Source organism: Nocardia alba NBRC 108234, from assembly GCF_001612665.1.
GTDB lineage: Bacteria > Actinomycetota > Actinomycetes > Mycobacteriales > Mycobacteriaceae > Nocardia > Nocardia alba.
The window spans coordinates 48,209-73,358 of sequence record NZ_BDAX01000016.1; the positions used below are offsets into that span (position 1 = coordinate 48,209).

23 protein-coding genes are annotated in these 25,150 nt (G+C 68.6%); 21 read left to right on the top strand and 2 right to left on the bottom strand.

The genetic code is table 11. The features are described 5' to 3' along the window. The first annotated feature begins 83 nt into the window (after window positions 1–83). From yajC to NA12_RS18010, 5 genes are all read left to right on the top strand, one after another. Window positions 84–425, top strand: coding sequence for a preprotein translocase subunit YajC (gene yajC / locus NA12_RS17990; RefSeq protein WP_067452194.1), 342 nt, complete (start codon window positions 84–86; stop codon window positions 423–425). 97 nt (window positions 426–522) lie between these two features. After that, entirely contained in the window at window positions 523–2,232 is a 1,710-nt protein-coding gene (gene secD, locus NA12_RS17995; protein WP_067452197.1) for a protein translocase subunit SecD, read from the top strand. Continuing rightward, on the top strand, window positions 2,229–3,407 hold the full coding sequence (gene secF / locus NA12_RS18000; RefSeq protein WP_067452200.1) for a protein translocase subunit SecF: 1,179 nt from the start codon (window positions 2,229–2,231) through the stop codon (window positions 3,405–3,407). Before secD ends, secF begins: the two co-directional genes overlap by 4 nt. Before the next feature lie 25 nt (window positions 3,408–3,432). After that, the gene (locus NA12_RS18005) at window positions 3,433–5,145 is read left to right on the top strand and encodes an ABC transporter substrate-binding protein (protein WP_067452209.1); all 1,713 of its coding nucleotides are present in this window, start codon (window positions 3,433–3,435) and stop codon (window positions 5,143–5,145) included. Between the two features lie 23 nt (window positions 5,146–5,168). Further along, window positions 5,169–5,741 carry an adenine phosphoribosyltransferase gene (locus NA12_RS18010; protein ID WP_067452211.1) on the top strand — a complete coding sequence of 191 codons (573 nt, stop codon included), beginning with the start codon at window positions 5,169–5,171 and terminating at the stop codon, window positions 5,739–5,741. A gap of 1 nt (window position 5,742) precedes the next feature. Here the strand turns inward: NA12_RS18010 and NA12_RS18015 are convergent, their stop codons facing one another. Continuing rightward, a complete protein-coding gene (locus tag NA12_RS18015) occupies window positions 5,743–6,351 on the bottom strand; it encodes a GNAT family N-acetyltransferase (protein WP_067452213.1) in 609 nt (202 codons plus the stop codon). 232 nt (window positions 6,352–6,583) lie between these two features. On the opposite strand from NA12_RS18015, the gene NA12_RS18020 reads away from it, so the two are divergent. Beyond that, entirely contained in the window at window positions 6,584–8,248 is a 1,665-nt protein-coding gene (locus NA12_RS18020) for an ABC-F family ATP-binding cassette domain-containing protein (RefSeq protein ID WP_084472871.1), read from the top strand. Here the strand turns inward: NA12_RS18020 and NA12_RS18025 are convergent. Further along, window positions 8,166–8,609 (bottom strand): nuclear transport factor 2 family protein, encoded by a 444-nt coding sequence (locus NA12_RS18025; protein WP_084472872.1) that lies wholly within the window; start codon window positions 8,607–8,609, stop codon window positions 8,166–8,168. The two genes, NA12_RS18020 and NA12_RS18025, sit on opposite strands and share 83 nt — an antisense overlap. 135 nt (window positions 8,610–8,744) lie before the next feature. On the opposite strand from NA12_RS18025, the gene NA12_RS18030 reads away from it, so the two are divergent. From NA12_RS18030 to NA12_RS18100, 15 genes are all read left to right on the top strand, one after another. Continuing rightward, window positions 8,745–9,692, top strand: coding sequence for a hypothetical protein (locus NA12_RS18030; protein ID WP_067452214.1), 948 nt, complete (start codon window positions 8,745–8,747; stop codon window positions 9,690–9,692). Further along, on the top strand, window positions 9,689–11,005 hold the full coding sequence (locus tag NA12_RS18035) for an adenylosuccinate synthetase (protein WP_084472873.1): 1,317 nt from the start codon (window positions 9,689–9,691) through the stop codon (window positions 11,003–11,005). Before NA12_RS18030 ends, NA12_RS18035 begins: the two co-directional genes overlap by 4 nt. A 64-nt stretch (window positions 11,006–11,069) precedes the next feature. Next, window positions 11,070–11,699 (top strand): NUDIX hydrolase, encoded by a 630-nt coding sequence (locus NA12_RS18040; protein WP_067452216.1) that lies wholly within the window; start codon window positions 11,070–11,072, stop codon window positions 11,697–11,699. 206 nt (window positions 11,700–11,905) lie between these two features. Beyond that, window positions 11,906–12,922, top strand: a complete 1,017-nt coding sequence (locus NA12_RS18045) for an alkaline phosphatase family protein (protein ID WP_067452218.1) — start codon at window positions 11,906–11,908, stop codon at window positions 12,920–12,922. A gap of 308 nt (window positions 12,923–13,230) precedes the next feature. Then, complete coding sequence (locus NA12_RS18050; RefSeq protein WP_067452220.1) at window positions 13,231–15,603, top strand: RelA/SpoT family protein; 2,373 nt, start codon at window positions 13,231–13,233, stop codon at window positions 15,601–15,603. Window positions 15,604–16,025: 422 nt separating this feature from the next. Beyond that, window positions 16,026–17,450 carry a cutinase family protein gene (locus NA12_RS18055; RefSeq protein WP_243654971.1) on the top strand — a complete coding sequence of 475 codons (1,425 nt, stop codon included), beginning with the start codon at window positions 16,026–16,028 and terminating at the stop codon, window positions 17,448–17,450. 52 nt (window positions 17,451–17,502) lie between these two features. Further along, window positions 17,503–18,585, top strand: coding sequence for a DUF8176 domain-containing protein (locus NA12_RS18060; protein ID WP_067452221.1), 1,083 nt, complete (start codon window positions 17,503–17,505; stop codon window positions 18,583–18,585). A 9-nt stretch (window positions 18,586–18,594) separates the two neighbouring features. Further along, entirely contained in the window at window positions 18,595–19,449 is an 855-nt protein-coding gene (locus NA12_RS18065; protein WP_067452223.1) for a MinD/ParA family ATP-binding protein, read from the top strand. Beyond that, window positions 19,446–20,087 carry a hypothetical protein gene (locus NA12_RS18070; protein ID WP_067452225.1) on the top strand — a complete coding sequence of 214 codons (642 nt, stop codon included), beginning with the start codon at window positions 19,446–19,448 and terminating at the stop codon, window positions 20,085–20,087. Before NA12_RS18065 ends, NA12_RS18070 begins: the two co-directional genes overlap by 4 nt. 94 nt (window positions 20,088–20,181) lie before the next feature. Beyond that, window positions 20,182–20,475, top strand: coding sequence for a hypothetical protein (locus NA12_RS18075; RefSeq protein WP_056815437.1), 294 nt, complete (start codon window positions 20,182–20,184; stop codon window positions 20,473–20,475). Then, window positions 20,475–20,729 (top strand): hypothetical protein, encoded by a 255-nt coding sequence (locus NA12_RS18080; RefSeq protein WP_056810720.1) that lies wholly within the window; start codon window positions 20,475–20,477, stop codon window positions 20,727–20,729. The genes NA12_RS18075 and NA12_RS18080 overlap by 1 nt, the downstream gene beginning before the upstream one ends. Window positions 20,730–20,737: 8 nt before the next feature. Next, the gene (locus NA12_RS18085; RefSeq protein WP_084472888.1) at window positions 20,738–21,334 is read left to right on the top strand and encodes a DUF8175 domain-containg protein; all 597 of its coding nucleotides are present in this window, start codon (window positions 20,738–20,740) and stop codon (window positions 21,332–21,334) included. Next, complete coding sequence (locus NA12_RS18090) at window positions 21,331–22,146, top strand: DUF8175 domain-containg protein (RefSeq protein WP_067452230.1); 816 nt, start codon at window positions 21,331–21,333, stop codon at window positions 22,144–22,146. The genes NA12_RS18085 and NA12_RS18090 overlap by 4 nt, the downstream gene beginning before the upstream one ends. Before the next feature lie 56 nt (window positions 22,147–22,202). Then, entirely contained in the window at window positions 22,203–23,657 is a 1,455-nt protein-coding gene (locus NA12_RS34335; protein ID WP_067452232.1) for a hypothetical protein, read from the top strand. Beyond that, a complete protein-coding gene (locus NA12_RS18100) occupies window positions 23,654–25,150 on the top strand; it encodes an SCO6880 family protein (protein ID WP_067452235.1) in 1,497 nt (498 codons plus the stop codon). Before NA12_RS34335 ends, NA12_RS18100 begins: the two co-directional genes overlap by 4 nt.

The following is a 25,150-nucleotide window of genomic DNA, read 5'->3' on the forward strand; positions in this document are numbered from 1 at the left end:
TCCGGTGTGTCGCCGCGGCGGGGAACTGGCAGACTGTCAGGCGTACTCGCACGTCCACCACTGACTAGGGACTGACTTCGACGATGGACTTCCTGTTTCCGCTGCTGATCCTGGCCCTGCTCGTGCCGATGTTCTTCGGTATCCGCAAACAGAAGCGGGAGGCCGAGAAGGTCACGACGATGCAGGAGGCCTTGAAGGTCGGTGACGCCGTCGTCACCACCTCGGGTCTGTACGGCACCATCGTCGACCTCGACGAGAACACGATCGACCTGGAGATCGCCGAAGACGTGGTCACCACGTGGTTGCGCCAGGCGATTCGCGAGGTACGCGCCGACGAGCAGACGGTCGAGGAGACCCCCGAGGCCGCCGACGCGCCCGTCGAGGAAGTCGTGGAACAGACCGAGACCCGGCTGACCAAGGACTGACAAGTCGCTTTTCCCGCCCGCGCGCACTGGCGTCGCGGGCCGGGCACCGTTGTGCCCACCGATCCAGCTTCGACTTCCGCCTAGGAGATGACCTGCTGTGCCACCTTCCCAAGGATCGGCGCATCCGTTCCGGCTGCTCGGCGTCTACGCCGCGCTGCTGGCCGTGATCTACGCGCTGGTGTTCTTCACCGGTGACCATTCCCCGTCGGCCAAACTCGGCATCGACCTGCAGGGCGGTACCCGCGTCACGTTGACCGCGCGTACCCCCGACGGCAACAAGCCGAGCCAGGAGAGCCTGAAGAAGGCGCAGGAGATCATCGACAGCCGTGTCAACGGTCTCGGTGTCCTCGGCTCCGAGGTGGTCATCGACGGTGACAACCTGGTCATCACGGTGCCCGGCGACGACAGCCAGCAGGCACGCGCGCTGGCCACCACCGCCAAGCTCTACATCCGCCCGGTGCTCTACGCGACCCAGCCGCAGGCGGGCGCAGCGACCCCGCCCGCGACCGGCACCGCGCCGCCGGGCGGCACCGCGCCCCCGACGACGAGCGCACCGGCGCCCGGCGAATCGACGCAGCCCACCGGCGAGGCGACCACGCCCGCGGCGGAACCGACCACCCCGGCACCGCAGTCGCGCGTCTTCCCCGCGCAGGCACCGCCCACACCCACGCCGGCGCCCGGTGGGCTCACCGCCCAGCAGCAGCAGGCCAAGGAGATCGCCGACGCCAAGGCGCTGCGCCAGAGCACCGATCAGCAGGTTCAGCAGGTCGCCGTGGCGGCGATGGATTGCACCAAGCCCGATCCGCTGGCCGGCAACGACGACCCGACCCTGCCGCTCGTCACCTGCTCGCAGGACGGCGCCGAGGTGTTCCTGCTCGGCCCGAGCCGGATCGACGGCCAGGAGATCGCCGACGCGACCTCCGGTCTGAACTCCCAGCAGGCCCGGCACGAGGTGAACCTCGAGTTCAAGTCCGCCGGTGCCGACGCCTGGTCGAAGCTGACCGGTGAGTACGTCAACAAGCGGGTCGCGTTCGTGCTCGACTCGAAGGTCGTCAGCGCGCCGCAGGTGCAGCAGGGCCCGCAGCTGGGTGGCCGTACCTCCATCTCGGGCAGTTTCACCGCCGCCAGCGCGGCCGAACTGGCCAACACGCTGAAGTACGGTTCGCTGCCGCTGTCGTTCCAGACCTCGGAAGCGGAGACGGTCTCGGCCACGCTGGGCCTGTCCTCGCTGAAGGCGGGTCTGCTGGCGGGCGCCATCGGCCTGATCGCGGTGCTGCTGTACTGCCTGCTGGTGTACCGGATGCTCGGCCTGCTGGCCGGGTTCTCGCTGATCGCGGCCGGCGTCGCGGTCTACGGCATCATCGTGCTGCTCGGGCGGTGGATCGGCTTCACCCTCGACCTCGCGGGTATCGCCGGTCTGATCATCGGTATCGGTCTGACGGCCGACTCGTTCGTGGTGTTCTTCGAACGCATCAAGGACGAGATGCGCGAAGGCCGCAGCTTCCGCTCGGCGGTGCCGCGCGGGTGGCAGCGCGCGCAGCGCACCAACCTGTCCGGTAAGACGGTCAGCTTGATCGCCTCGGTCGTGCTGTATCTGCTCGCCGCCGGTCAGGTGAAGGGCTTCGCCTTCACCCTCGGTGTCACCACGGTTCTCGACGTGATCGTGCTGTACCTGGTCACCGCACCGTTGCTGATGCTCGCGTCGCGCTCGCCGTTCTGGGCCAAGCCGTCGGTGAACGGACTCGGCTCGGTTCAGCAGATCGCCAGGGAACGCGGCCAGGCCAGGTCGAAGGAGATGTCACGATGAGCAACGACACACCCACCGAGGAATCGGTGAACCTGGACTCCTACGAGCCCGCGCAGGGCCCGAAACACGGGTTCTTCGAGCGGCTCTACACCGGCACCGGCGGCTTCCCCATCGTCAGCAGGCGCAAGTTCTTCTACGCGCTGTCGGCGGCTCTGCTGCTGATCTCGCTGCTCAGCATCGGAGTGCGTGGTTTCACCCTCGGTATCGACTTCGAGGGCGGCTCGCGCATCCAGATCCCCGCCGCCGAGGGGGTCACCACCCAGAAGGTGGAAGACGTCTACGCGCAGGCGCTCGGCCACGGCCCGGTGTCGGTGCAGAAGGTCGGCTCCGGCGACTCCGCCACCATCCAGGTGCGGTCGGAGACGCTGAACCTGGATCAGATCGAACAGCTCCAGACCGCGCTCTACGACGAATTCCAGCCCAAGGACTCGTCCGGGCAGGTGACCCGCAACGCCATCAGCATCGCCGAGATCAGCGAGACCTGGGGCGGGCAGATCACCCAGAAGGCGTTGATCGCGCTGGCGGTGTTCGTGTTGCTGACGATGGTGTACATCGCCATCCGCTTCGAACGGGATATGTCCATCGCGGCGATCGTGTCGCTGTTCTTCAACCTGTTCGTCACGGCGGGTATCTATTCGCTGGTCGGGTTCGAGGTGACACCGGCGGCGGTGATCGGTTTGCTCACCATTCTGGGCTACGTGCTCTACGACAACGTGGTGGTCTTCGACAAGGTCGAGGAGAACACCCGAGGCGTGCTGCACCTGAACAAGCGCACCTACGCCGAACAGGCGAACCTGGCCGCCAACCAGACGCTGATGCGCTCGATCAGCACCACGGTGATCGGCATCCTGCCGATCATCGGCATGCTGGTGATCGCGGTGTGGCTGCTCGGGGTCGGCACGCTCAAGGACCTCGCGCTGGTGCAGCTGGTCGGCATGATCGTCGGTGCCTACTCCTCGATCTTCCTCGCCGTGCCGGTGCTGGTCTCGATCAAGGAACGGTGGGGCCCGGTGGCCGCGCACACCAAGAAGGTCCTGGACAAGCGCGCCGGTATCGGCGTGGGCGCTCGGGTTCCGGTGGGCGCAACGGCTGCCCGTGGCTCGCGACCGACCGGTAGCGGCGCGCCGCGGCCGGGTGCGCGGCCGAGCGGAAAGCGGCAGCAGAGAAGGCACTGACGACCGACTAGCAGGGGGTCTCATCATGCGACGCAGCACGATTCGACTGCTCACCGTGCTCGCCACGGCGGCTGTGACCACCTCCGTGGTGACCGGCTGTTCGACCAAGAACCAGGTGCCCTCCATCGGGTACGCGGTCGACGCCGCGGTCGCCAGCTACAACGGCGCGAGCACGCTCGGCGCGAGCAGCGGTGCCGCGGCGGTGTTCGGTCGGGTGCTGACCGGGTTCTTCTACACCGGACCCGACGGTCAGCAGGTGGCCGACACCGACGTCGGCACGGCCAAGGAAGTGCCGGGCGAAACCCAGACGGTGCAGTACCGGCTCAACCCGGACGGGGTGTACTCCGACGGGGTGAAGACCTCCTGCGACGACCTGGTGCTGGCCTGGTCGGCGCGCTCGGGCAAGTTCACCCGCCCCGGCGACCGCGGACCGGTCTCGTTGTTCGACGCGGCGAGCACCATGGGCTACGACGAGATCGACCGGATCGACTGCCAGCCCGGGTCCAAGGACGCCACCGTGGTGTTCCGGCCGGGCAAGCACTACCTGCCGTGGCGGACGCTGTTCGCCGCGGCCGAGGTGATGCCGGCGCACGTGGTGGCGCAGGCGGTGGGTGTGCCGAACGTGGTGAACGCCCTGCAGACCGGCGACGGCGCGGCGATCGGCCGGATCGCCGATTTCTGGAACAGCGGCTGGACCGTGAAGGCCGGGGCGCTCGACCTGACGAAGTTCCCGTCCTCGGGGCCGTACCGGATCGAGTCCTTCAGCGCGAAGGACGGTTTGGTGCTGGTCGCCAACGAGAAGTGGTGGGGTGATCCGCCCGAGACCAAGCGGATCGTGGTGTGGCCCAAGGGCACCGACTTCGCCGCCAAGGCGAAGGAGAACGCGCTCGGGGTGGTCGATCTCGGGGCGGGGTCGGTCGCGGATCTGAAGCTCGACGGTTTCGACGAGTCGACGATCGCGAGCCGCGGTGCCGAGCAGCTCGTGCTCGCCACCGGCGGGGTGTTCGCGCGGGTGGAGGTGCGTCGGGCGTTCGCGCAGTGTGTGCCGCGCCAGGCGCTGTTCGACACGCTGGGCAAGGCGGGTGAGCCCGCGCAGCGTGGGCTCGGTGCGGGCGTGCTGAACGCCCATGTGGTGCAGCAGGATTCGCTGTACTACCCGGCGGTGGTCGGGGGCGCCGATCGGTATCGCGGCGCCGATATCCCCGCGGCCACCGCGACGTTGGCCTCGTCCGGCACGGCGCAGCCGACGGTGCGGATCGGGTATCAGGGCCCCGACGCGCGGCGCGCGCAGACCGTGGCGATGATCGCCCAATCCTGTCGAGGGGCCGGTATCACCGTGGTCGACGCGGGTTCGCCCGACTTCACGCCGGTGAAGCTCCCGGAGGGCGCGGTCGACGCGGTGCTCGGCGGAACCGGGTCGGTGCCCGGTCCCTCGGGGTCGAGCGCGGGCACGGTCGCGTTCGCCGCGTTGCGGGCAGGTAGCGGCCTCGATTTCGGTGGCTTCGCTAACGGTCGCTACGATGCGATCACCGATCAGCTTGCGGGCGAGGCCAACTCGACCACGACGCTGAACCTGCTGACCGAGGCCGAGAACCTGCTGTGGGCGCAGCTGCCGAGCATTCCCTTGTTCGCGACGCCGCGTGTCATCGCGTTCGGCCACGGCATGCGGAACGGGATCGCCGGGCCGACACAGGCCGGTACCGGGTGGAACATGGATCGCTGGGTGTTGCAGCGATGAGTGCACGTGACGAAAGAGGGTTGATGAGCAAGCACGCGGTGGTCGAGTCCGACGATCGGGCCAGTGAGCGCACCGCCGAGGCGGCCGAGGCGGTCACCCGGCTGACCCGGTGGCACGACGACTTCCCCACGGCGGGTGTGCGTTTCGCCGACCTCACCCCGGTGTTCGCCGACGCCGCGGGCTTCCGCGCGGTCATCGACTGCTTCGCCGCCATCGCACCCGACGCCGATCTCGTGGCCGGCGTCGACGCGCGTGGTTTCCTGCTCGGCGCCGGTGTCGCCGCGACGCTGGGCACCGGCGTGCTCGCCATCCGCAAAGGCGGCAAGCTCCCGCCGCCGGTCGTCTCGCGCGAGTACGAGCTCGAATACGGTTCCGCCGCACTGGAAATCCCCGCCGACGGCGTCGATCTCACGGGCAAGCGGATCCTGCTGCTCGACGACGTCCTCGCCACCGGCGGTACCCTCGCCGCCGCGGCCGCGCTGTTCGAGGAGGTCGGCGCCGAGGTGGTCGCCGCCGCCGTGGTGCTGGAACTCGAGTTCCTGAAGGGCCGCGAGCACCAGGGCGCCTACCCGGTGACCTCGATCGTCACGCTCTGATTCAGCGCGCTGCCCGCAGCATCTGCCACAGCGTCGGGCCGCCCGGGATCCGCAGTTCGCCGGTGACGACGAAGCCGAAGCGTTCGTAGTACGGCACGTTGACCGGGTTGCTCGACTCGAGATAGGCGGCAGCGTGCTCGGCGTCGACACGGTCGAGTCGGCTGTGCAGCAGGGCGTGCCCGTAGCCTTCGCCCCGGACATCGGGGGCGGAGCCGAGCATCGCCAGATACCAGTGTGGTTCGGTCGGATGGTTCTTCTTCAGCAGGTCGCCGACCTGTTTGCCGGCCAGGGTACGGCGACCGAACGCCTGCCAGATACCGGGCAGCGTGCGAAGTTCGGTCAGGGTCGACGGGTTCTGCTGGTGCGGTGGGGTCCACAGGGCCGCGCCGCCTACGGTGTCGTCCGGGCGCAGTGCCAGGTCGGAGGCATCCGCCGGTAAGAAGAGGTGGCGGGCCACGGTGGCGAAGAATCGGGGCAGGCCGGCGGCTCGCCGATCCGGTTCCGGCAGGATCCAGCTCATCACCGGGTCGTGCTGGAAGGCCAGGGCCAGCGTCTGGGCCACCGCGTCGACATCGTGTCGGGTCGCCTTGCGCACCACAATCGTCGCCATCGCACTCCTTCGATCGGTTCGCCCGTGAGTTGGCGACTCGCGTCCAGGCTAGCGTTGTCATGACGGGCCTCACAGGAGGAAGAAAAAGGGTGGCGCGTCGGGGTGGTTCGGTGTTATCAATGAAGAGTCTTGTTCCCGGCGATCGGAGCCATGCGTTGATTTCTTGAGGTAGCGCTCTCGGACGGTCCGCATTCTGCGCACCGTGTATCCGTCGCACCTCCAGGGGATCCGCATGACCTCTCTTTCTTTTTCCGATCTCACCTTTCACTGGCCTGATGGCACCGCCGTCTTCGACGGGCTCGATGCTGTCGTCGGACCCGGGCAGATCGGTCTCGTCGGCAGCAACGGCGCCGGGAAATCAACGCTGTTGCGGCTGATCACCGGTGAGTTGACGCCGGTACGTGGGTCGATTTCGGTCCCGGGCAGCCTCGGTTACCTCCGGCAGGACCTGGGCCTGCGGACCGGTCAGCGTGTGGACGCCGTGCTCGGCATCGCCGATGTCCGCGACGCGCTGCACCGCATCGAGGGCGGTATCGGCGAGCCCGCCGACTTCGACACGGTCGGTGCGTCCTGGCAGGTCGAGGACGAGGCCGTCGCGCTGCTCGGCAGGCTCGGGCTCGACTATGTCGCGGGTTCGGTCGACGATCTCGACCGCACCCTGGACACCCTCTCCGGCGGTGAAACCGTGCTGCTCGGCCTAGTCGCCGAACTGCTGCGCGAACCCGACGTGTTGCTGCTCGACGAACCGACGAACAACCTCGACGCGGTCGCGCGTGCGCGGCTCTACGCGGTGATCCGGCAGTTCACGGGCACCGTGATCGTGGTGAGCCACGACCGCGAACTGCTCGACCGGATGGACGGTATCGCCGAACTGCGTTCGGGTGAGATTCGTTGCTTCGGTGGCGGTTTCAGCGACTACGAGCGGATCATCGAGGCCGAGCAGGAGGCGGCGCGCGCCGCCGTTCGCGATGCGCGCAGCGATGTCCGCAAGCAGGCGCGTGAACTCGTCGACGCTCGAACGAAACTGGACCGACGGGCGCGCTTCGCGCAGAAGATGCAGGACAACAAGCGAGTACCGAAGATCGTCGCGGGACTGCGCAAGAACGCCGCGGAGGTATCGGCGGGCAAGCTGCGCAACTCACACATCGACAAGCTGGACTCCGCCCGCGAAACCCTCGACCACGCGACGGAATTGGTGCGCGCGGACCGGGAGATCCGCATCGAGCTCCCCGGCACCCGGCTGTATCCGGGACAGGACGTGCTCGATCTGCGCCAGGTCGAGCTGGCCAACGGCCCGGTGATCGACCTGAGTGTGAGCGGCCCGGAGCGGATCGCGTTGACCGGGCGCAACGGGGTCGGCAAAACCACCCTGCTGCGCCGGATCGTCGCGCAGGGACCGACCGTGGCGTGGCGGTTGCTGCCGCAGCGCCTCGATGTGTTCGACGAGACGCGCACGGTGTTCGAGAATGTCGCCGCCGCCGCGCCGCACGCGACACCCGAACAGATCCGCGGTCAGCTCGCGCGCTTCCTGTTCCGCGGCGCCGACGCCGACATCGCCGCCGCCGCGCTCTCCGGCGGCGAGCGCTTGCGTGCCGCGCTGGCGACGTTGCTGCTCGCGCAACCGGCGCCCAAGCTGCTGATGCTCGACGAACCCACCAACAACCTCGACCTACCGAGCCTGGCCCACCTCACCCAGGCATTGGTGAGTTTCGAGGGCGCGCTGATCGTGGTGAGCCACGACGAGCGCTTCCTCGACGACATCGGGGTCACCCGCAGGCTCGAACTCACCCCCGAGGGTTTGCGCGAGGACGGCGCTATCGCGCGGGACGTGCCGCCCGGCGAACCGACCCGGGATAGCGGAGCAGATTCGGTCCCAACCACACCGCCACGGCGGTGAGCGCGAGCCAGGGCCGCAGATGCGGGCGCATTCGCCGGATACGGCCGTCGGGATCGAGGTCGAGCACCATCGTCTCGGTCATCCGAAACGGGCCGAACTTGGCTTCGCCCAACAGAACTCGGGTGTCGCCGGTGCCGAGAGTGGCGGTCCATCGCAGCTCGCGCACCGCTCGATAGACGAGGGTGAGTAGCGGGGCGAGGTCGGTTCGGCCGCGGAAGACGAGCCGACCCGACACCGGCGAGACGAGTTCGGCATCGTCGGTGAGGGTTTCGAGCAAGGCGCTGATGTCGTTGTCGGTGGTCGCGCGCCGGAATCGGGCGACCGAATCGGTGGACACTGGTTCGTCGAGTGCATCGGACATGTTCCGACCGTAACCAGCCGGCTTGTCGCCCGCACGGTCTCCATCGTTGCGGGAGCAGTTAGCCGGAGCCTCTTGACGATTCCTGTTTTGGTTGAATAGACTAAAACAAGGAATTCGCGAGAGGGAGTGGTTCGAATGGGGTACGGGAACTGGGACGACACCGCCTACCGGGCGGGTAAGACGTATCGGGCGCGCCAGGGCGTGGACGATTTCGGCTATACCGCGCAGATGCGGGACAAGCCGTATGACACCTGGTCGGCGCATCCGCTGCTCGACCCGTTCGGGGTGGGCAAGCGGGAATGCCGGGACTCGGCCGAGCACGGGAACTCGCTGCCGGTGGCCGTGCTGTTCGACGTGACCGGATCGATGGGCCGGGTGCCGCGGATCATGCAGGACAAGCTCGGAAAACTGCACGGGCTGCTGAAGAACAAGGGGTATGCGCAGGACCCGCAGATCCTGTTCGGCGCGATCGGCGACGCCGACACCGATCGGGTGCCGTTGCAGGTCGGGCAGTTCGAATCCGACAACCGGATGGACGAACAGCTGCGGGCGATCCTGCTCGAAGGCGGCGGGGGTGGGCAGAAGTCCGAAAGCTATGAACTGGCGGCCTATTTCATGGCCGAGCACGTCGCGACGGACGCGTGGGACAAACGCGCGAAGAAGGGATACCTGTTCCTGATCGGCGACGAGCTGAACAAGCCCCGTCTGGCCGCCCGCCACATCCGGGCGGTGGTCGGCGATCATGTGCGCCGTGACGTGTCGGTGGAGTCGATCTATCGCGAACTCGAGCAGCGGTGGCACGTCTACTTCATCCTGCCCAACCAGTCGTCCTACTACGATGATCCGGAGATCGCCGAACACTGGCTGGCCCTGCTCGGGCAGAACTTCCTGAAGCTCGACGACCCCGGCGCGGTCTGTGAATTGATCGCGCTCACTATCGGATTGGGTGAGGACCGGGTCGATCTGGACACCGGGCTGGCCGATCTTCGCGACGTCGGATCGAGCGAGGAGGCCGACGCGGTCGGTCGAACGCTCGGTTCGAAGCAGGGCCCGACGCTGCGCGCCCTGCCGCCGGGGCGGTGAGTCCGGTGTTGCGCGGCCGTCACCTCATTGTCGTCGATCTGGGCTTCGGCGACGCGGGCAAGGGCGCCACGGTCGATTGGTTGTGCTCGCCCGAAGCCGATCTCGGGGTGGCGGCCGTGGTGCGGTTCAACGGCGGGGCCCAGGCCGCGCACAATGTCGTGGCCGACGGTCGCCACCACACCTTCGCGCAGTTCGGCTCGGGCACGCTCACCGGGGTGCCGACCCTGCTGTCGCGGCACATGCTCGTCGAGCCGATCGCACTCGCGGCGGAGTCCGAACAGCTGGCGGCGCTCGGCGTGCACGATCCGCTGGGCCTGCTCGCCGTCGACGGACGGGCCCTGCTCACCACCCCGATCCACATCGCGGCCAACCGTGCTCGCGAGGACGCGAGGGGTACTTCGCGGCACGGTTCCTGCGGCCGTGGCATCGGTGAAACAGCCTGGTACGCACTGGAGAACGACGCGCCCACCGTGGCCGACTGCCGCTCGCCGGCCGTGCTGCGAGCCAAGCTGGATCGGCTCGCGGCGCACTACGACGGCCTCGTCGGACCCAGTGCCCACGGGTACGAGTCGATCGATGCCCTGGTGGCGATGTACCGCGATTTTGCGCGCGCGGTCCGGATCACCGGAGCCCAGGAGCTCGCCCGGATCGGGCAGGCGGGGCGATTGGTGTTCGAGGGCGCGCAGGGTGTGCTGCTCGACGAGTGGCGCGGCCTGCACCCGCACACCACCTGGTCGACGGTCGAGCCGCGCAACGCCAAGGCGATGGTCCGCGAAATCGGTTCGAGTGCGGCGGTTCTCGGCGTCACCCGTACCTATATGACCCGGCACGGCGCGGGTCCGCTGCCCACCGAAGCGCCGCTCGGTTTTCCCGAACCGCACAACGGCACCGGGCACTACCAGGGCGCGTTCCGGCAGGGGCACCTCGATCCCATCCTGCTGCGCTACGCCGTCGACGTGTGCGGCGGGATCGACGGGCTGGTCGTCAACCGCCTCGACGTAGCCGGAACTCTCTGCGCCGCACAGGCGTACGAGACATCGTCGGGTAGGTCGACCGAGCTGCGTCCCGGCCGGTGGCGTGATCTCGATCACCAGCAGCGGCTCACCGACCGGCTCCTCGACGCGACACCGATCCTCGTCCCGATCGACACCGACCCGGCCGCGTGGCTGGCCGAGCGGTTGCGGGTACCGGTGGTGCTGACCGGGCACGGTCCGGATCGACGCGACCGCGTGGTCGCCGCTCCGCACGCCGACCGGAGGGGCCGACCCGCTGATGTCGGCGGGCAGGGAAGAATCGGGGCATCCGTACCGTGAACCGCGGTATCGGCCGCCTGGCGCGGCGCTCACGGCGGAGCGGCTAGAGACAGGATGGGATGACGTGGAGCAATCCGTTGTGTCGATCGATGTGGTGACCCTGCGGTGCTGGGCCGCCGACAGCGGCGTGCTGATCGGCATCGCCCCCCGCGAATTCGAGCCGTTCACCGGCGAACTCGCGCTACCGGGTGTGCTGCTCGGCCGCGGCGAACGTCTCGTCGACGCCGCCCGGCGCGCCGTGCGCACCAAACTCGGTGTGCCGACCGAGGCGATCGGTGCCGTCGGCCAGCTCGTCACGTTCGACGAACCGCACCGCGACCCGCGCGGGCCGACGCTGGCCATCGCGATGTGGGCGGTGGTCGCCCAGCACGAGGGGCCCGCCGACTGGGTGGGCTTCGACGAGGTCCCGCCGCTGGCGTTCGACCACAACCGCATCGTCGACACCAGCCGCGCGTTGCTGGCCGGACTCCTCTGGAAGGACGCGACACTCACCCGGGCACTGGCGGGCACCGAGTTTCCCGCCACCCGCGCGGTCGATCTCAGTACCTCCCTCCACGGCGCCCGCCCCGACCCCGCCAACCTCAACCGCACGCTCGCCGCGATTCCAGGACTGTGCCGCACCGGTGAACGTCGCCGGGTGAAGGCCACCGGGCGCCCGGCGGTGGTGTGGGCGTTCGACGTCGACGAGGACTGAGCGCGGTGAACCGCGTTCCCACTCGGTGTCACCCCGCGATGAGATCGCCTGTGGGCAGCAGTATTCCGGCTCGGAGTTCTCGCGACTCGACCTGTGGTTCGCGGGTTGTTCAGCGAGGCGTCCGATGCGTGCGTGGCCGATGAAACGTCGATGAACACCGCCGCGTCGGCCTCGCCGCCACGGCGTGGATCCCGCATCGTGGGGATATGCGTGAGATGTCGGCTCCGGCGAGAGTGCTCGTCGCGCTGGTCACCGCGCTGGTGACGATTCCGCTGGTGGGGTCGGCGGCCGGGTCGGCGGCGGCGTTCGACGACGCGGGCACGACGGTCGACGCGACCGCCGCCTTCGGGATCCCGCGTCGCGGAGTCGGCGAGGTGGTGAACAAGGTCGTCGTCATCGGGATCGATGGGCTGATGTTCGACAAGGCCGACGCCGCGCAGGCCCCCCGATTGCGGCGCCTCGCCGCGCAGGGGCTGCTGTCGCAGGGGACCATCGCGGGGCACATCACGATTTCCGGGCCGTCGTGGGCGAGTGCGCTGACCGGGGTGTGGGACACCGAGCACGGGATCACCGACAACGAATTCGACGCGAGCCCGTTCCTGGCACACCCGAGCGTGTTCACCCGCATCGAACGGGCCGCCCCCGTGCGCCACACGGTATCCATCGGCACCTGGCACCAGATCGCGACGATCGCCGCCACCGGTGACCGGCGCGCCGACCTGGCTCTCACCACCGCACCGCTTCCCGGCGATCCCGACGAGTCGGCCACCGATGCCGCTACCGCCACCGAAGTAGTGTCCGCGATCGAGCGCTCCGGTCCCGATCTGGTCTTCACCCACCTCGACCAGGTCGACCTGGCCGGCCACCGGCACGGCGGCGCGTCGCGCGCCTATCTCACCGCGATTCGCCGCATCGACGCACTGGTCGGCCGGATCGTCGCGGCGGTGGACCAGCGTGCGCGAGACCGTCCCGCTGAGCAGTGGACCGTGCTGGTCACCACCGACCACGGCCACCTCCCGACCGGCGGCCACGGCGGCCAGACTCCCGCCGAAACCGCCAATTTCGTCATCGCCCGCGGCCCCGACTTCGCCCCGGGAACCACCACCGGCGCGCACACGCTGGTCGACATCACCCCGACCGTTCTCGACCTGCTCGGCGCCCCACCCGGCCGCCTCGACGGTCACAGCCTGCGAGCCCGCCCTGCCCGAACCGACGGGCGCTGACAGGGTCGTCGAATCGCACACCGCCGACAACCGAGATCCCGCGACTCGCGTCGGAACAAAACCGCCGATCACGCGGGAACGAGAGTCGCTGATCGGGGTATCCGAAACTGGGCGGATATCTATCCGCAGGCCCGGAAAATCACTACGCTGCCGGTGAACGACCCGCGGAAACCGCGGAGAGGCGGATCAGCCGCAGTCCTGTGACCCCCGTGACTCGAACACCAGGTCGGTGTGGGGACTAAAGTTGAGGACCCGGGCGGTTGCAGCACTCGGCCGACAGGTCCGAATGCAGCGTGAGAGGTGGTGGCATGACTCGACAACTCGGCGAGGCGAAGGTCGGGCAGGAATCCACCGGCGCCGCGCCAAGCCAAAGTGCCCCGGCGAAAACCCCCGAAACCCCCAAGCAGTCCCCGACAGCGTCGGTGCCCAGTTCCGCGTCGCGGCGGGTCCGTGCGCGGCTGGCTCGGCGGATGACCGGCCAGCGGGGGATCGCGGCGGTCAAGCCGGTCCTCGAACCGCTGGCCACGGTCCATCGCGAGCTGTACCCGAAGGCCAACCTCGGTCTGCTCCAGCGCGCTTTCGACGTCGCCGACGAACGTCACGCCAAGCAGTTCCGCAAGTCCGGCGACCCTTACATCACGCACCCGCTCGCGGTCGCCAACATCCTGGCCGAACTCGGGATGGACACGACCACCCTGGTCGCGGCTCTGCTGCACGACACCGTCGAGGACACCGGCTACTCGCTCGAGCAGCTCAAGGAGGAGTTCGGGCAGGAAGTCGCCCACCTCGTCGACGGCGTCACCAAACTCGACAAGGTCAACCTCGGCGCCGCGGCCGAGGCCGAGACCATCCGCAAGATGATCATCGCCATGGCGCGCGATCCTCGGGTGCTGGTGATCAAGGTCGCCGACCGGCTGCACAACATGCGCACCATGCGTTTCCTGCCGCCGGAGAAGCAGGCCAAGAAGGCCAAGGAGACCCTGGAGGTGATCGCGCCACTGGCGCATCGCCTCGGCATGGCCACGGTCAAATGGGAGCTGGAGGACCTCGCCTTCGCGATCCTGCACCCCAAGAAGTACGACGAGATCGTGCGCCTGGTCGCCGATCGCGCACCCTCGCGCGACACCTATCTGGCCAAGGTGCGCGCGGAGATCACCAACACGCTGGCCGCGTCGCGGATCAACGCGATCGTCGAGGGCAGGCCCAAGCACTACTGGTCGATCTATCAGAAGATGATCGTCAAGGGCAAAGACTTCGACGACATCCATGACCTGGTCGGCATGCGGATCCTGTGCGAGGAGGTCCGCGACTGCTACGCCGCGGTCGGCGTCGTGCACTCGCTGTGGCAGCCGATGGCGGGGCGGTTCAAGGACTACATCGCCCAGCCGCGCTACGGCGTCTACCAGTCGCTGCACACCACCGTCGTCGGCCCGGACGGCAAGCCACTCGAGGTGCAGATCCGCACGCAGGACATGCACCGGACCGCCGAGTTCGGCATCGCCGCGCACTGGCGGTACAAGGAGACCAAGGGCAAACACTCCGGTGACGCCGCCGAGGTCGACGACATGGCGTGGATGCGTCAGCTGCTCGACTGGCAGCGGGAAGCGGCCGATCCCGCGGAATTCCTGGAGTCGCTGCGCTTCGACCTGAAGTCGCCCGAGATCTTCGTGTTCACGCCCAAGGGCGATGTGATCACGCTGCCGCAGAAGTCCACCCCGGTCGACTTCGCGTACGCGGTGCACACCGAGGTCGGGCACAAGTGCATCGGCGCGCGCGTGAACGGTCGCCTGGTGGCCTTGGAACGGCAGCTGGAGAACGGCGAAGTCGTCGAGGTGTTCACCTCCAAGGCACAGAACGCCGGACCCAGCCGCGACTGGCAGAAGTTCGTGGTCTCCCCGCGCGCGAAGGCCAAGATTCGCCAATGGTTTGCCAAGGAGCGCCGCGAGGAAGCGCTCGAGAGCGGCAAGGAGCAGATCTCCAAGGAGGTGCGCCGCGTCGGGCTGCCGCTGCAGCGGTTGATGAGTGTCGAGGCGATGACCGCGGTCGCGCACGAACTGCACTACAGCGATATCTCCACCCTCTACACCGCCGTCGGCGAGCACCAGGTGTCGGCGCATCACGTGGTGCAGCGGCTCATGGCCCAGCTCGGTGGTATCGGCGATGTCGAGAACGAGCTGGCCGAGCGGTCGACGCCGTCGACCACGCCCGCCCGTCAGCGGGTCACCGGTGACGCGGGTGTGCTCATCCCCGGTGCACCGGGCACGGTCGCGAAGCTGGCCAAGTGCTGCACGCCGGTGCCGGGCGACGAGATCATGGGGTTCGTGACCCGCGGCGGCGCGGTGAGCGTGCACCGGACCGACTGCACCAACGCCGATTCCCTCCAGGAACAGTCGGAGCGGATCATCGAGGTCGAGTGGGCGCCCTCGCCCTCGTCGGTGTTCCTGGTCGCGATCCAGATCGAGGCACTCGACCGCACCCGGCTGCTCTCGGATGTGACCAAGGTGCTGGCCGACGAGAAGGTCAACATCCTGTCCGCCTCGGTGGCCACCCATGGTGACCGCGTCGCGATCAGCAAGTTCACCTTCGAGATGGGCGACCCCAAGCACCTCGGCCACCTGCTCAATGTGGTGCGCAACGTCGAAGGCGTGTACGACGTGTACCGGGTGACCTCCGCCGCCTGATCCGCGACCTACGGCCCGGGCATCCTCGCGAGGGTGCCCGGGCCGCTGTCTGCCCAGGTGATCGCCCAAAGATTGCTGGGCGCATCGGGTTTGCCGGGGGCAGTGAAAGGGCCGATTAGGGCAGCGGTTGGGTTACCCGGAATCTGTTACGGTTTAGTGCGTTTCAACGCTCCACTGGTCAGCTGAAACGGACTGTGATGCGGATCGATATGGCTCGGTGCACGACACGACTCACGGGGACGCTGATCGCGTTCACCGTCGCTTCGCTGTCGGTTACGGCGGGAGTAGCCGGCGCGGAAGACGGTACACCCCCTACGCCCTCCACGCGGCTATCTCTGGCCGCGTGTCCGGCGCTGTATGCCTTGGGGATTCAGGGCACGGGTGAGTCCTCGCCCGACGCGGCGCCGAGTACCGACACGGGGATGCTGTCGACGGTGTTCCGTCCGATGCTGGCCGGTGCGGCCGAGGCGGGACTCGTCGATCGCGCGTATGTGCCCTATGAGGCTGGTTTCGGCGGTGCGGTCCAGGGCGGCGCGGTGCCGTACACCGAATCGGTGGCCGGGGGTCTGGAGCGACTTCGCGCGATGGCGACCCAGGTGACGCAGCGGTGCCCGGACACCAGGATCGCGGTCGTCGGGTATTCCCAAGGCGCCCACGTCGCCTCGCTGTTCGCGCAGGAGGTCGGCGCGGGCACGGGGGTGCTGCCTGCGGACAAGATCGCCGCGGTGGCGTTGTTCGCGGACCCGACCCGCGGCGAGAACGCCCCACTGTTCCCCGGCGCGCCGGACCGGACGACGCCGCTGGCGGCACCCGGGACCTCCGGCGACGCGGTAGCGAGCGTCGGCGCGGTGCGCCAGGGGGTCGCGTCCGGCGGCGGCCTCGCCCCGCGCAGCGAGCAGACCGACGACTTCGGTAAACTCACCGGTCGTGTCGCAAGCTTTTGTGCCACAGGCGATCTCGCGTGTGATGCACCGCAGGGCGCGCCGATCGTGCGAGCCGTCACCAACCTCATGAGCCAGTCGAAACTCTCCGGCGGAGATCCGATCGGTTCGCTGACCTCCATCGCGCAGGCCCTGGCTTACACCTCCATCAAAACCGCCACCGCAGTGGTCGAGCAGGACATCTCCGGTGCCACGCCGGCCGATCTGTCGATCTCGCCGAAGAAGTCGATCTCGCAGCGGCTGTCCGACGCCTCCGACCCGAACAGCAAGCTCGACGTGAACGCCGCGTATCAGGCGCTGCTGAAGGTCGGTATGATCGGCCTCAACGCCGTCGCCACCGTGGTGAAGTCGGTGATCAGCCCGGCGAGCATCAGCGAATTGGCCACGGCGACACTGTCGAATCCACTGGCCGGGCTCACGCTGCTCGGCGCGAAACTGGCAGGCGCGGTGCCGCAACTCGTGCCGCCGACCACCGGGGTTCGGCTGGTCAACGAGGCGTTCGCCGCCGTCCAGCAGAACGTGACCGACAACGCCGAACTCCTCGACGTCACCACCTGGGTGCGCTACTGGGACACGCTGCAACGCCATGACGCGTACTCGCGCATGGGCGTCGGCGCGAACGGCGCCTCCCCGACGCAGTACGTGGGGGAGTGGTTCGCCGCGCTGGCCCGGGACGCCGCAGGCGTTTCCGGGAAGGGAACGGTACCGGTCGGAGGGTCCGACTCGCCTGGTTTGGGAATATTCCCGAGCCGGAGCGGCGCGTCTACGACAACCAAACCCTCCGGTGGGGGACAATTTCCGTTCGGGACAGGAGCCGATGGCGCCTCATCCGGCGGCGCGACGACTCCGCCTGCCGCGACACCCGTAACCACCGCACCCACCACCCGTCCGTTCTCTGTGAACTGATCACCGAGAGGTCTTCGATGCGAACTGTGCCCGGCGCCGTGGAAAGGGGGGAATGTTGAAGTCGTACAACGAATTGTCGCGTTGGTACTCGGCGCTCGAACCGGAGCCCGAGACCGCGACCGGCGCCCCCGTGCGCCCGGACACCACCGAACCGGTGGCAGGCGAGGACGACAGCGTCGACCGATCTTCGGCGAGTTCCGACGCTACCGCGACGCCGGAGCCCGCCACGGCGGGGGAGCGTCAGCCGGAACAGTTCAGCCTCGCTCTCGATCTTCCGGCGGATGCCACCGGCGATACTCCGACCGAGCAGACGGCGCATCAGGCGAACACGACAACTGAATCCGTCGACCTCACCGCAGCCGAACACGAGAAGCGGCCGTCCCCCATCGAACCGGAGCCCGCGCCACCACCCCCCGCGCAACTGGCCGGACGCCGCAGCGACTTCGTCGGCGGCTGGTCGGACTGGGTCGCCGAGCCTGCGCCCGGCCCCGACGACGACTACCACGCCGAACTCGTCCAGTTCCCCTGGCCAGAGGCCGCCGCCGACGAATACGACGACGCCCGGGTGCTGCAACCGTCCGGCGCCCTGCGCGCGGACCGGGCGCGCCAGCGTGTCCGGCTGATTCTCACGGTGTCGGTTCTCGCGCTGGTTCTCGTCGCGACCGCTGTGTTCTTCCTGCTCTTCGGGCGCGGCGACAGCACGACCGCCCGCGGTGCCGCCGCGCCACTGCACTTCACCGCGGGCAACCTGACCGCCGATACCGCGGGCTCGTGCCCGACCGAACGCACCGATATCGTGCTGCGCAGCGCCGAAGCGGGCGGCACCGACTCGGGACCCGACGCCGTCCTCGCCTTTCAATACGCCTACTACGTGACCCGATCGGGGACGCAGGCCAGAGCAGTGGTCACCCCCGACTCGGATGTCTCCCCGGCCGCCGTGATCCAGCGCGGCATCGACACGATCCCGGTGGGGACCACCCACTGCGTGCGGATCACCACTGTCGCGGCCGACCGGTTCACGGTGGAGATCACCGAGTTCCGGCCCGCGGGCGCACCGGCCACCTACACCAAGCAAACGGTGCGGACAGCGCTGGTCGGCGATCGCACGCTCATCACGGGCATCGCGGCAGGGTAAGGAGAGGCGATGACAGACGATTGGAGCCGTTGGCTCGACGAGGCCCCGGCAGGGGACCCGTCCGATGACCTGGCGCGTGATCCGGCTCCGGTGGTGCGGTTGCGGCGCCGCAACGGTGAACGCCGCGACGGCACCCGCAGGCCGATTCTGGTGGTCGGTGGCTGCGGCGGCGCGGGCACGACGACGACCGCGCTCGGGCTGGCCGCGCAACTGGTCACCGTCGGCGCGACGACAGTGGCGGTCGACGCGACCGCGGCGGGCAGCGACATCGCGCTGCGCGGGGCCGACAAGCACCTGCACCCGGTGAACCTGCAGTCCTGGGTTTACGGCCGCGGCGACGACGAACCCGCACCGCTGGAAGACTGCCTTTCCCGCTCCACCTCCGGTTTCGGGCTGCTCTGGCGCGATGCCACCCCGCTGCGCCGCCGCGCGACATTTCTCACTGTCGCGCGGGCGCTGGACACCGGCGGGTACACGGCGGTCTATGACGGCGGCAACCCGATTGCCGGACGGCAACTGCGGCCCCTGCTCGACGACGCCGATATCGCACTGGTACTGGCCATCCCGGCCCGCGTCGACGCCGCCAACCGGCTGCGCGTGACCCTGGAATGGCTCGACGACCACTACGGCGACGACGGGGCCGGTGTGGTCGCCGACACCACTATCGTTGTCTCGCATCAGTATTCGCACGACGACTCGCGTGTTGCGGAACATTTGCGCGAACACCTGTCCGGCTGGGTGCGCGAGGTCGTCGAGATCCCCTACGACCCACACCTCGCGCGCGGGGAACTCGTCCGCCACGCCGAGTTGGCCGAGGCGACGCGTTCGGCGTATGCGAGCTTGCTCGCGGGGGTGGCATCATGACGGCAGCCATGAATCTTCGTCGTCGTCGTGAACCGGACGCCCCCGCCGGTGTAGTCGCGCCGCCAGAGTCGCTGCGCGCCAAGATCTGGGAGCGCCCGGTGCCGGGGGTGGGCCGGGCGCCGCTCGTGTGGTTGCTCGGCGTGCACGGTGGCGCGGGCGCGACCACACTCGCGCACGTGCTCGCTCCCGCCGCCGACGCACGCGGGCGCTGGCCCGGGGTGTTCGACCGCGAATCCCCCTTCGTCGTGCTGGTCGCCAGGGAAACCATCTCCGGACTCACCCGCGCGCACGATCTCCTGCGCCAGCACCACGCCGGGCTCGCCGGCCCTGCGTTGGTCCTCGGCCTGATCACCGTGGCCGCGCGCCCCGGCCGGATGGCGCCGGAGATCCGGCGCTACCGGGAGGTGGTCGGTTCGCTGGCCGGGCACGTCTGGCAGGTGCCGTGGTTCGAGGAATGGACTCTGGTCGAGTCCGACGTACTTCCGGTGTGGTCGCCGGGCGATGAGGCGGCGGTCAAAAAACGCCGCCCCGATCCGCTCGACGAAGTGCCGGTCGAGATCGGTGAGCTCGGGACCGATGTGGTCGCCGCGATCCGGACGAGTCTCGGCGCTGCCGCGTCGGGCGAGGGTCGATCATGAACGCCGGGCGGGTCACCGGTCGGTGGTGTACAAACGTGTGTCGTCGTCGAAGTGTTTGTGGCACAACACCTTTACTGTGGGAGAAAGGCACCCGATGAGCATGCTCCTCCTCGCCGTGCAGGACACGTACGGCACCGTGCTGGCCCAGGTCGGAAATCCGACCCCGGAGGCTCCCCCCGGCTCGGAGAAGATCCTGCAGCTCGTGCGTTACCTCACCTGGTTCGTGCTGCTGTCGGGCATCTGCGGCATCACCTACGCGGGCGGCAAGTTCGCGTGGGAGCGCTGGACCGGTGGTGGTCTCGAATCGCCGAAGATGGTGGCGGGCGCGATGATCGGTGGCGTCGTGGCGACCAGCGCGGGCACGATCATGAGCGCGGTCATCGGTTAGTGATCACTGTGCTCGCCTATAAGCAGATCCCGGCCGACGTGTTGGCGCCGATGATGCAGTTGCTCAACTGGCTGCTCTGGTTCGTCCTGCTGTCGTGCCTGGCCTGGATGATCCTGTCGGCGGGTCGACTGTGGATCGCGTTCCGCAGCGACCTGGCGGTCAACGACGCCTCACACGGTGTCCTGATGAGCCTGATCGGTGCCTCGGTCGCCAGCACCGCGTCCGCGATCGCGCTGGCCTTCCTGCCGGCATGAATTCCACAGTGACACGACCGGTTGCGGTCGGTATCGCAGTGCTCGCCGCGGCCGTCGGCTGCGGGAGCGGTGGCGATACCGGTCCCGACCTGGCAGCCGCGCCGACCGGGGTGGGCTGGCAGGACTACCAGGGCATCTCGCTGCCGCACACCGACCAGGGCCCGAAAACGGTGGGCCAGGGCGCCGCGACGGGGTTCGAGCATTCCCCGCGCGGGGCCGGGCTGGCGGCACTGACGCACACCATCCGACTGTCGGTGGCGCCGGACAGTCAGTGGGCCCAGGTCGTGAACGCCGAACTCGTCCCGGGGCCCGCCCGGGACGACTGGGCGATCAACCGAGTACAGCTGTCGATCACCGGACCCGCTACCGCGGAGTACGCGCCGAAATTGTTGGGTTACAAAATTACCGAATATCGTGACGAGCGAACGATTGTCGACGTCTATACCGAATACTCCGACCGGTCACGGGCGGTGAACCACACCACGGTCAGCTGGTACGGCGGAGACTGGCGATTGCAGTTACCCGAGACCGACGCCACCGACCGACCGGTCGACCCGATCGATGAATTACCGCCCGACATTGTGACATTGGAGGCACCGCAGTGAGCGAGAGGGAGCCGGGCACGCGCGACCGCGCATCCTTCGGCATGATCGCCTCCGGTGCCCTGCTCGCCCTGATCATGGTCGTCGGCGCCGTCGTGTACTTCACGCGTGACGGCGGCAGCGAGGTAGACAACGCGCCGCCGCCGGCTCAGGCCGCGGGCGGCACGGGATTCGCCGAACCCGAGGTCGACCTGCTCGGCAGGCGGGTGGACATTCCGAACAACCCGGCGGGTCAGCCGCTGGCCCAGCAGCCGGGTACGCAACGTACCGCCGCTGACCCGGATTGGCTGAACGGCGCGCCGGAGGGCACCACGAAACCGCATGGATGGCAGCGTGTCTACGGCGCGTCGGTGCCGTTCTCCACCTCCGACGGGCCGTCGCGAATCGAGGACGGACTCGCCGTCGGTTACGCGCGGACCCCGCAGGGCGCCGCGCTGGCCGCCGCGCAGATCACCTACCGGCTCAACGCCCGTCCGGCCGACCGCGACCTGTATGTGACGCAATTGCGGGTCAGCACAGCGCAGCTGGCCGCCTACGACTCCGCGTTGTCCGGCGAGCGGCTGCCCAAACAGCAACCGGAGAAGGTCACCAGGTACTTCGTGGCCTCCGACGCGTTCCGGATCGACGACTTCGCCGAGGATCTGGCGATCGTGCGGCTGGCCTCGCGCGGTCCGGTGATCGACGGCAAGCAGCTGTACGCCGCGATGCGGATGATCGTGGTGTGGGACGCCGGCGACTGGCGGCTCAAACCGTCGACGACAGCAAATACGCAAACCGAATACGTGGAAACGCTGGCGGGGTGGACAACATGGTGATCGAGGTAGCGCACAGCCCGGATCGATTCCGAACGGACCATCGAGGGGTGCCAACAATGCTGAGGCGGATCGTCACCATTCTCGCGGTGATCTTCACCGTGATGATCGCGACGCCGACGGTGGCCTACGGCCAGACCTACGGCTTCGACGAGGCATGCAACGAACTGCACGACACACTCGACAGCGTCGCGATCCCCGGAGTCTCGCTCGGCGACGCGGCGTCGGCGGTGTGTAAGGCGGGCAATGCCGCCTCCCATCCCGGCGACGCGGCCACCGCGGTCAAGGACAAGGCGTGGGATTCCACCTTCGGCAAGGTGGTCGACTCGCTGATGAAGGGCCTCGGCGAGGCCCTGATCCTGGCATTGACCTTCTGGATGAAGGTGCCCAACGAGGCGGTGAGCGATTCGGGGGCACTGTTCACCAAGATCAACGACTACACGTATCAGATCCAGATATTGCTGTTGATCGCCTCGGTGATCATCACCGGCGGCCGACTGGCCGAGGCCAGACGCGGGGCGGCCGTGAGCGAGGCCGCCGAATCGTTCCGCCTGTTCGCCAGGGTGGTCTTCAGTTCGTGGATGCTGGGCGCGGTGATCGTCGCGGGTACGCGAGCCTCGGACAAGTTCTCCGAGTGGATCATCGAGGACGCCACCGGCGGCAATGCCAAGAACATGGCCGAGCTGATGGTGAAAACCAGTAAATTGCAGGCCTTCTCACCGGGTCTGGTGCTGATCATCGCCATCGTCGGCCTGCTCGGCGCGCTCGCTCAGATCGTGCTCGCCATCGTTCGGCAGGGTCTGCTCGTGGTCGCCGCGGGCGTGCTGCCGTTGGCCGCCGCCGCATCGGCGACCGGTACCGGCAAGCAGTCCTATCAGAAACTGGTGGGCTGGATCATCGCGTTCATGCTGTTCAAACCGGTGGCCGCGATCGTGTACATGATCGCGTTCACCACCGCGGGCCACGTCGACGAGACCACCCAATCGGGTGGCCTGCCCAGCGGCGAGGACGCGCAACGGATGTTGGTGGCGCTGGTGCTGCTGTGCAGCGTGGCGTTCGTGCTGCCCGCGCTGATGCGCTTGGTCGCGCCCGCTGTCGCCACGGTGGGCACGGGCGGTTCGGGTCTGATGGTGGCAGGCGGCGCGGCGGTGGCCGCGATGGGTCTCGGTGCGATCGGGACCAAGGCGGTCGCCTCTCGGCCGGTGGCGGCGCCCGGGTCCGCGGGCTACTTCGGTAGTGGCGGTGCGGGTGCGCGGCCCGGCGGGCCCGGTGGCGGTCCGGGTGGCGGCGGTGGTGGGAATACGCCGCGCCCGGTGCAACCACCGCGCGGCGGCGGTTCCGCACCCCCGAGGGCCAGTTCGGGCTCGGTGCCCGCGGGTGCGGCCCGCAATGTGGCGGCCGCACGGACCGCGGCCAACACCACCGGGCGCGCGGATCAATCGATGGGCGACGTCGCGGGTGACCGCTGGGCGAATCGTTCCCCCGACCTCGGCAGGAGCACGATTCCGCGATGACGACCTCGGCGACCGACACCTACGAGCGCCGCTCGTACGGGCTGTGGCAGAAGCCGCGCAGCGCGGGCCTTTTCGGCCTGCGCTGGGAAGAGACCGTGATCGGTTTCGTCGTGGTGATCACGGCGCTGATCTGTGCGATGGTCGGTGGATTCAAATGGGGCTTCGTCGTGGGCGGGCTCGGCGCGCTGGTGATGGTGCCCCTGGTATGGCGGACAGGGGGCCGCTCGGGCTATGAGACGGGACTGATGATGTTCAACTGGAGGCGCTCGCGCAACAACGGCGAGCACGTGTATCGCGGTGGCCGGTTCTCCCGGATCCCCGGCGGTGTCACGAAATTGCCGGGGTTGCTGGCGCCGTCGAAGCTCTACGAAGGCATCGACGCGGGCGGCTATCACTTCGGGATGATCCATCTGCCCGCGTTCGCGCAGTACACGGTGGTGCTGCGGGCGTGGCCGCAGGGGCACGAGGCAGTGGACCAGCCGGTGATCGATCGCTGGGTCGCGGCCTGGGGTACGTTCCTCGCCTCGGTCGGCCAGACCAGCGACATCGTGGCGGTGGTGCCGGTGATCGACACCGTGCCCGAGACCGGAAACCGGCTGCTCAACGAGGTTTCCACGATCACCCGGCCCGAAGCGCCCGATCTGGCCCAGCAGGTGATGTACGAGCTGGCCACCGAATTGCCGCAGGAGCGGGTGCAATTGCTGCCTCGGGTGGCGATCACGTTCAAGGCGACCACCGCCGAGCGGCGTAAGAACCCGGCCGAGGAAGCGGTGGAGATCGGGCGCAGGCTGCCCGGTATCTGCGCGGCGCTGGCCGAAGCGGGCGTGCGGGCGCAGCCGATGTCGGCGGAGGAGGTCATCTCGTTCATCCGCCGCAGCTACGACCCGGCCTCACAGGCCGACCTGGAGGTGGCCGCCGCCGATCCCGGTGGGCACGGTCTCGGCTGGGACGACGCGGGCCCGGTGTCCTACGACGAGAAGTGGGATCACCTGATCCACGACGGCGGCCGCTCGGTGACCTGGGAAATGGACGCGGCGCCCGAGGGCGCGGTGGACGAGCGGGTGCTGCAGCGACTGCTCGCGCCCAATCCCGAGGTGCCACGCAAGCGCATCGCGATCGTCTACCGGCCGCACTCGGCCGCCGACGCCGCCGAGATCGTCGACGACGATTTCAAGAACGCGCTCGTGGCGCAGCAGAGCGAACGCGGCGTGGTCTCGGCGGCGGCGACGCTGCGCGTCGGCGCCACCCAGCAGGCCCGCGAGGAGCAGGCGCGCGGACACGGTGTCACCCGGTTCGGGGCGCTGGTGACCATCACCGAACCGCTGCGCGGTGACCTGCCCCGTATCGAGGCCATCACCCGCGACCTGTCCACGCAAGCCCGGCTCAAGATCCGGCGCTGCTACCGCTACCAGTCCGCGGCGTTCGCGGCATCTCTCGGTTGCGGCGTGATCCTGCCCGAACACGCAACCATTCCGAAGGCATTGGCGGGGTGA

Coding starts and splice junctions, on each gene's coding strand:
- NA12_RS18025 (WP_084472872.1), bottom strand. CDS start 8,609: ATGTCCGATGCACTCGACGAACCAGTGTCCACCGATTCGGTCGCCCGA.
- secF (WP_067452200.1), top strand. CDS start 2,229: ATGAGCAACGACACACCCACCGAGGAATCGGTGAACCTGGACTCCTAC.
- NA12_RS18050 (WP_067452220.1), top strand. CDS start 13,231: ATGACTCGACAACTCGGCGAGGCGAAGGTCGGGCAGGAATCCACCGGC.
- yajC (WP_067452194.1), top strand. CDS start 84: ATGGACTTCCTGTTTCCGCTGCTGATCCTGGCCCTGCTCGTGCCGATG.
- NA12_RS18075 (WP_056815437.1), top strand. CDS start 20,182: ATGAGCATGCTCCTCCTCGCCGTGCAGGACACGTACGGCACCGTGCTG.
- NA12_RS18010 (WP_067452211.1), top strand. CDS start 5,169: ATGAGCAAGCACGCGGTGGTCGAGTCCGACGATCGGGCCAGTGAGCGC.
- NA12_RS18100 (WP_067452235.1), top strand. CDS start 23,654: ATGACGACCTCGGCGACCGACACCTACGAGCGCCGCTCGTACGGGCTG.
- NA12_RS34335 (WP_067452232.1), top strand. CDS start 22,203: ATGCTGAGGCGGATCGTCACCATTCTCGCGGTGATCTTCACCGTGATG.
- NA12_RS18020 (WP_084472871.1), top strand. CDS start 6,584: ATGACCTCTCTTTCTTTTTCCGATCTCACCTTTCACTGGCCTGATGGC.
- NA12_RS18060 (WP_067452221.1), top strand. CDS start 17,503: ATGTTGAAGTCGTACAACGAATTGTCGCGTTGGTACTCGGCGCTCGAA.
- NA12_RS18055 (WP_243654971.1), top strand. CDS start 16,026: ATGCTGTCGACGGTGTTCCGTCCGATGCTGGCCGGTGCGGCCGAGGCG.
- NA12_RS18070 (WP_067452225.1), top strand. CDS start 19,446: ATGACGGCAGCCATGAATCTTCGTCGTCGTCGTGAACCGGACGCCCCC.
- NA12_RS18030 (WP_067452214.1), top strand. CDS start 8,745: ATGGGGTACGGGAACTGGGACGACACCGCCTACCGGGCGGGTAAGACG.
- NA12_RS18015 (WP_067452213.1), bottom strand. CDS start 6,351: ATGGCGACGATTGTGGTGCGCAAGGCGACCCGACACGATGTCGACGCG.
- NA12_RS18005 (WP_067452209.1), top strand. CDS start 3,433: ATGCGACGCAGCACGATTCGACTGCTCACCGTGCTCGCCACGGCGGCT.
- NA12_RS18065 (WP_067452223.1), top strand. CDS start 18,595: ATGACAGACGATTGGAGCCGTTGGCTCGACGAGGCCCCGGCAGGGGAC.
- NA12_RS18045 (WP_067452218.1), top strand. CDS start 11,906: ATGCGTGAGATGTCGGCTCCGGCGAGAGTGCTCGTCGCGCTGGTCACC.